The following is a 6,917-nucleotide window of genomic DNA, read 5'->3' as shown; positions in this document are numbered from 1 at the left end:
TATTTCAAAAGTGACTCCACTTTCTTTGCAAGCAGCATCCAAACTCATTCCTCCTCCACAACAAAAATCAATTTTATATTTGCTAAAAACGTAATCTGAACCCAAGTTTTTTGAAACTACCTCAGCAACTGTGCTTTCTTTAGTTATTTCCATAATTATTTATATTTTTCTCTAATTTCTTTATTCTATTTTCTCTTCTCTTTATTCCAATTTAATACTTACGATTGATGTTTAATCTTCTCAAACAACTGCACTAGCGACTGTAATAATTCAACTGGAGTTGTTAAAATTTGATAATGATTTTGCCCAAACATTTGCGGTAAATAATATTTTGCTTGTGCCTCAATTGCTAAGGCATACGAGTTTATATTTCGCTCATTTAGTTCTCTTAAAGCTTGTTTTACATCGTTTACACCGTATTTTCCTTCGTATTTATCATAATCGTTTGGTTTTCCATCTGAAATTAAAATCACCCATTTATTTTTGGTATCTCGCTTGTCTAACATAGCACCTGAATGACGTAAAGCTGCGCCAATTCTTGTATATCCGCTAGGTTCTACTGCACCAACTTTAAACTTTGCTTTCTGCCAATCTTCGTCAAAATCTTTAATTGTTATGTACGAGGAATGATTTCTAGTTTTTGAATAAAAACAATCGATAGAAAAATCGATATTAAATTCTTCTAAAATTTCACCGAACAAAATAGAAACTTGTTTTTCTACATCAATTACTCTGTTTCCCGCAGCGTAACCATCACTAGATAAACTGACATCTAACAATAATAAAATGGATAAATCCTTTTCCTTTTTTCTTTTTGATATATAAATATTTTCTGAAGGTGTGTGTCCGGAATGAATATCAACAAACAAATCTGTAATTGCGTCAATATCGAACTCTTCTCCTTGAGGCTGTCTACGTTGTTGTTGAAACTTATTATTAACTGCTGTTAACATTTTTCTTAAACCAGCCAAAGTTGTTCTGTTGTCGTTCAGTGTTTTTTTATAATAATTAACATCGTTTTTTAGCAAAGTTTTAGGATACACTTTACAAAAATCTGGTTTATAACCTCTTGTTTTATAATCCCACTCATCGTATTTAATATGATAGCCTTTACTATCAATTTCAGCACTTTCTAAAACTGTTGTATTTTCAATAAAATCTGCCTGATACACAGAATGCGCTGTATCATCTACCCGAACGGTATATTTCATATTAATATCTTCGAGTGCATTAGAATGGTCGTCTAACTCATCTTCTCCATCAAAATCTCTAAAATTTCCACCAAATTCTTCTGCAGTTTCCACTTTTTCAAATTGATGTTGTAACACGGCATCTTCTTGTTGTTTTATATCAACCTGAACCGAAATTATTTCTTCAACAGCATTAGACTTTAAAATGGTTTTAGGTGTTGAATCTGCTGCTTTTTTTACTTTTTCCGTAAAATTTTGTAATGTTTCTTCGGAAGTTTCTTCGGGATTATTTCGCATCCATTTTCCGTAGATGAATGAAAAATCTTTGAGGTTGTTATTTTTTTGTTTTTCAGTATAAAACTGATAAAATGTTTTAAAATATATTTTTGAAATCGGAAATTGTTCAAACAAAGAATCCAACACTAATTTTGATGATTCTGCTGCCTTTTGTTGAGATTCTAAAAGTTCATGTTCTAAATTATCATTCCAATTTAAATCTAAATTCTTTTGAATCGATAAGTATAAAACTCTAAATGTATAAAACGAAATATTTTCTTCTACCGAAGGAAATTCAACAAAACGTGCAGGAAGAAAAAAGTTGTTATTTTTATAACCACCTTCTCTTTCAGCTTCATAAATTTCAATAGATTCACCAGTAATAGCACGTGCTAAAATTAACAAACGCGGTTTAATTTCCATTAGATTTACCGCACACGAAATTGCTTGCTCCTTTTCTTTTTTCTTTCTTTTGAAGTAGTAAGCTAACTTGGTAAATATGTATTCATCTGGTTCGAACATGGTTGGTACCTGGTATTTGCTATTTGGATTCGCTCTGCCACCGTCAACTTTCGACTTCTGACTTCTGACTTTTGACTTTTGACTTATATCATTAAATTACATAAATCTTTTAGTGCTTCAACAACATCTAAATCATCGGTTAAAGGCTCTACAATAGCAACTTCAACAGACAAGCGTTTTGGCAATCCGCTATGAATTAATTTTGCTGCATCAACCAACAAACGTGTAGAAACTGTTTCTGTTAAACCCAGTTCTGTTAGATTTCTAATTTTAGTAGCAATATTTACTAATTTTTTAGCAATACCTGCATCAACACCTGTTTCATTTATTAATATTTCAGCTTCAATTTTAGCTTCAGGATACGCAAAAGCAGTTGCAATAAAACGTTGACGCGTTGAAGGTTTTAATTCTTTAAATCCTTTTTGATAACCTGGGTTAAAAGAAGCGACTAACATAAAATCTTCGTGTGCTTTTACAGTTTCACCTAATTTATCTATAAACAATTCACGCCTATGATCTGTTAATGAATGAATTACAACTATTACATCGGGTCTTGCCTCTGCAATTTCATCTAAATAAATTATTGCGCCTTGTTTAATTGCAGTTGTAAGTGGTCCATCTAACCAAATAGTTTCTGCTCCTTTTATAATGTATCTTCCAACCAAATCTGTTGAAGAAGTTTCCTCGTGACAAGAAATTGTTATTAATTTTTTATCTAATTTATAAGCCATATACTCTATAAATCTAGACTTTCCAGTTCCTGTTGGCCCTTTTAATAAAAACGGAATTTTGTTTTTATAGGCGTGTTTAAATACTTCAACTTCTTTTCCTATGGTTTGGTAATATGGTGCTTGCTTATTCATATGTATTTGTTAAATTTATTAAAAAGAAAACCAGAATTTAGGATTAGGATGTTAGTTAGTATGGAAAAAATAACAACTTATCTTCAATTCTGGCAATCAATCTAAAAAACTACTATTAAAATTTTAATATCTTATATTTTTAAGCATTAAAATGTTGTATTACAAATCAGATTTAAAACATTTAAATACAACTTAGATTATAGTTTTGGGGTTGATTTATTTTTAATATTTAATACTTTTAATTAATTATTCTTTAATTTCTAAAGCTTCATCTGTAGGAGTTCCATGTTTATAGAAATCTACAATATACAATACTATACCTGTTGTAAATAAAGTGGCACAAAGTAACAGTACTACAAAATGAATGCTAATTTCTTTTTGAACAGCCATAAAATCCATTCCAAACTTACGTTCTAAATATACTTGAGCTACACCTGCAACACCAAAAGCAACAGTCATACCAATCATTCCGATATTAGAGAACCAATAAGCCATTCTTCCAGTGGCACTATCGTATAATTTTCTTCCGGTCATATTTGGTAAACTATAACTAATAATTGCTAAAACAATCATAGCATAGGCTCCCCAGAAAGCTAAATGTCCGTGCATTGCAGTTACTAAAGTTCCGTGCGTATATAAATTTGTTTGAGGTAATGTATGTGCAAACCCTAACAATCCTGCTCCAACAAAAGAAACAATTGCAGCACCTAAAGTCCAATACAATGCTAATTTATTTGGATGTTTTTTCTCACCTTTTCTGTACATATTTACTGCGAATAAAGCCATCGCTAAAAATGCTAAAGGTTCTAATGCTGAGAAAATTCCACCTATCAATAACCAAATTTTATTTACACCAATATAATAATAGTGGTGTCCTGTTCCTAAAACTCCTGATAAGAATGTTAAACCAACAATTACATACAACCATTTTTCTATAACTTCTCTATCTACACCGGTCAATTTAATTAATAAGAACGATAAAATACCACCCATAATTAATTCCCAAACACCTTCTACCCATAAGTGAACAACCCACCAACGGAAAAATGAATCAGTTACTTGACTATCAAATGGAAGCATTCCGGGTAGATATAATAATGCAGCAAATAATAGCCCCATTGAAAGTACCAATGCTGTTGTAGTTTGTTTTTTTCCTTTAAATAAAGTAGTTAAAATTAAGCCTAAAAATAATAGTACGTTTACAACTACTAAATAATCTAGAGGACGAGGAATTTCTAGGAATTTACGTCCTTCCCAAATATTAAAGTGAAAACCAACTACTGCAACTACACCAACAAGAGCTAAACTAATTAATTGGACATACGCCAATTTTACACTCACCAATTCGCGTTGGGCTTCTTCTGGAATAATATAATAAGCTGCTCCCATAAAACCAGAAAGCAACCAAACAACTAATAGGTTTGTATGGACTGCTCTTGCAGTATTAAAAGGAATAAATTCGTGTAAATTATCAAAGCCGATTCGGGCAAAACCCATAATAAAGCCGTACGTTATTTGTAGAACTAATAATAGCATTGAAAGGGCAAAAAACCAATATGCTACTTTTTGTGATTTATATTTCATTTTGAATTTGTTTAAAGTTATTGATTAGTTGTTCATTCTTTCTTTAGCAATTGGTGATATTTTTCTGTCAACTCCTACTACTTTGCCAAAACCGTTTAAGTCAATTTCTCCAATCCATTTAAAGAAAGCAACCACATCATTTGCTTCAACTTCTGTCATTCCATAGGCTACCATTTTTCTTCCGTTTGGCTGCCAAGGGCCTTTAGACATTAAAATACTTTTAATAACCTCATCTCCATTTCCATCATATTTCAGATTTAATCTATCAATAACTTTGGTCAATTCTGGTGCATAATACGCTCCTTCTCCTAATATTGTGTGGCATCCCATACAGTTATTAGTTTCCCAAATTTCTTTACCCCTTACAACTTCTGCTGTAATGTTGCCATGGTTTGTTTGATCAACTTCTTTAGATAAGGAAAACACGGTAAGGCCTATAAAAATAAGAAACGTTACTAATGTTCCACCCAAAAAGAAAGCTCTTGCTTGTTTTTTAGATAACATATTTTTGTTTGTTTAATTGGTTAATTTTCATTTAGAATATATTAAGGTCTTTTTATCTTTTATTATAAAACAAAAGTATAATATATTTACTACATAACTATGATAAATGTCATTTATTGATTATTCTGACGCAGTACCGAGTTCAAGAGAAATATCTTTAAGACTTAATTTTCTACCATGTGATACAATTTCCTTGGAAAACTCCATGATTGTTTTATCACGAAATTTTCCAAGGATACTGTTTTTAAATGGTTCTACAATATAATGTACTGGGCAAGGATTGCTTCCGTTGCATTCAGACAAACCTAAAAAGCATTCGTTTAACCTATGTAAGCCATCTATATTTTCAATAATATCTAATACGGTTTTTTGTTGATTCTTTTTTGTTAGGTAAAAACCACCATGAGGCCCTTTGGTTGAAGAAATAATTTTCCCTTTTACCAATTGTTGAAATAATTTTGCCAAAAAAGGACTTGGTACATCAATAGTTTCAGCAATTACACGAACACTTAATTTCTTATTGTCCTTTACATGTTCCGCCAAAAATAATGTTGACAGAATTGCATATTTACTTGCTCGTGATAACATCATATCATTTTATTTTTATCAATTTTGATTGGGTAAAATTAATAAAAAAAGACAAACATGTATTATATTTTACTGAATTTAGCTGTAAAGTGCCTCATAATAGGCGCTTCATCCACAATAACGTACCCAGATTTTGCTTCATCTCTAGAGTCATAAATATTTTTTAATGTAGCTGCTACATACGCCATATGATTATTAGTGTAGGTTCTTCTTGGTATTGCCAAACGAACCAATTCTAATTCTGGATACCTATTTTTTCTTGTAAAAGGATCTCTGTCTGCTAAAACAGTTCCAATTTCAACACCCCGTATTCCACCAACAACGTATAATTCAATTGCTAATGCTTGCGCTCGGTATTCATCTCTTGGAATTGATGGTACAAATTTATTAGCATCTAAAAAAATAGCGTGTCCTCCAAATGGTTTTTGCACTGGCACACCATATTCAACTAATTTTTGTCCTAAAAATGCTACTTGCTCTATTCTACTCTCTAAATAATTAAATTCAGTAGATTCATCTAAACCTACAGCCAATGCTCCCATATCACGCCCATTCATTCCGCCATAAGTTATAAAACCTTCGAACATAATATTAAATACTGTAGCTTGTTTATAAACCTCCTTATTATTTAGTGCAATAAAACCACCCATATTAACCAAGCCATCTTTTTTTGCACTCATTGTCATTCCATCTCCATAAGAAAAAACTTCTTTCACAATTTCTTTAATGGTCTTATCTGCATACCCTTCTTCTCTTTTTTTAATAAAATAGGCATTTTCTGAAAAACGAGCTGCATCAAAATAAAGAGGAATACCGTATTGTTTGCATAATTTTGAAACTGCCTTAGTATTTTCAACAGAAACTGGCTGCCCTCCTGCACTATTACATGTTATTGTTAAAATTACAAAAGGGATTTTTTCCTTTGGATATTTTTTAAAAACTGTTTCAAGTTTATGTAAATCAATATTTCCTTTAAATGGATGCATATTTGAAGTGTCAAAAGCCTCATCTATAGTGCAATCTACGGCAGTCGCTTTTCTAAATTCAATATGTCCTTTTGTAGTATCAAAATGAGAATTTCCAGGAACAATATCTCCTTCTTTCACCATTGCAGAAAACAATACATTCTCCGCCGCTCTCCCTTGGTGTGTAGGTAAAAAGTATTTAAATCCTGTTATTTTTTTTACTGTCTTTTTCAATTTCATAAATGATGACGAACCTGCATAACTCTCATCACCAATCATCATTTCTGCCCATTGTTTATCACTCATTGCACCAGTTCCTGAGTCGGTTAGTAAATCAATAAAAACTTTCTCTGATGCTAAATTAAATAAGTTATAATTTGCTTGCTTTATCCATTTTAAGCGTTGCTCTTTAGTAGACCGTTTTA

7 protein-coding genes are annotated in these 6,917 nt (G+C 31.5%); all 7 read right to left on the bottom strand.

Annotation, left to right across the window (positions count from 1 at the left end; all coding sequences use genetic code 11):
• A partial coding sequence (locus AB1Z17_RS03630) for a DUF542 domain-containing protein (RefSeq protein WP_368050436.1) occupies positions 1-153 on the bottom strand: 153 nt, incomplete at its 3' end.
• A gap of 65 nt (positions 154-218) precedes the next feature.
• Positions 219-1,988, bottom strand: coding sequence for a nitric oxide reductase activation protein NorD (locus AB1Z17_RS03625; RefSeq protein WP_368050435.1), 1,770 nt, complete (start codon positions 1,986-1,988; stop codon positions 219-221).
• Positions 1,989-2,071: 83 nt separating this feature from the next.
• The gene (locus AB1Z17_RS03620; RefSeq protein ID WP_368050434.1) at positions 2,072-2,851 is read right to left on the bottom strand and encodes a CbbQ/NirQ/NorQ/GpvN family protein; all 780 of its coding nucleotides are present in this window, start codon (positions 2,849-2,851) and stop codon (positions 2,072-2,074) included.
• Between the two features lie 246 nt (positions 2,852-3,097).
• The gene (locus AB1Z17_RS03615) at positions 3,098-4,435 is read right to left on the bottom strand and encodes a cbb3-type cytochrome c oxidase subunit I (RefSeq protein ID WP_368050433.1); all 1,338 of its coding nucleotides are present in this window, start codon (positions 4,433-4,435) and stop codon (positions 3,098-3,100) included.
• A gap of 24 nt (positions 4,436-4,459) precedes the next feature.
• Positions 4,460-4,939: a cytochrome c gene (locus tag AB1Z17_RS03610; protein WP_368050432.1), complete on the bottom strand. Its 480-nt coding sequence runs from the start codon at positions 4,937-4,939 to the stop codon at positions 4,460-4,462.
• 120 nt (positions 4,940-5,059) lie between these two features.
• Complete coding sequence (locus AB1Z17_RS03605) at positions 5,060-5,530, bottom strand: Rrf2 family transcriptional regulator (RefSeq protein WP_368050431.1); 471 nt, start codon at positions 5,528-5,530, stop codon at positions 5,060-5,062.
• 59 nt (positions 5,531-5,589) lie between these two features.
• Positions 5,590-6,917, bottom strand: a 1,328-nt coding sequence (locus tag AB1Z17_RS03600; protein ID WP_368050429.1) for a tryptophanase, incomplete at its 5' end; no start/stop codon positions are given.

Origin of the sequence: Lutibacter sp. (assembly GCF_040883305.1) — a bacterium.
In the GTDB taxonomy this organism is placed as follows: Bacteria; Bacteroidota; Bacteroidia; order Flavobacteriales; family Flavobacteriaceae; genus Lutibacter.
Note: the sequence above shows the minus strand (reverse complement) of the source record. Positions and strands in the feature narration are given on the sequence as shown.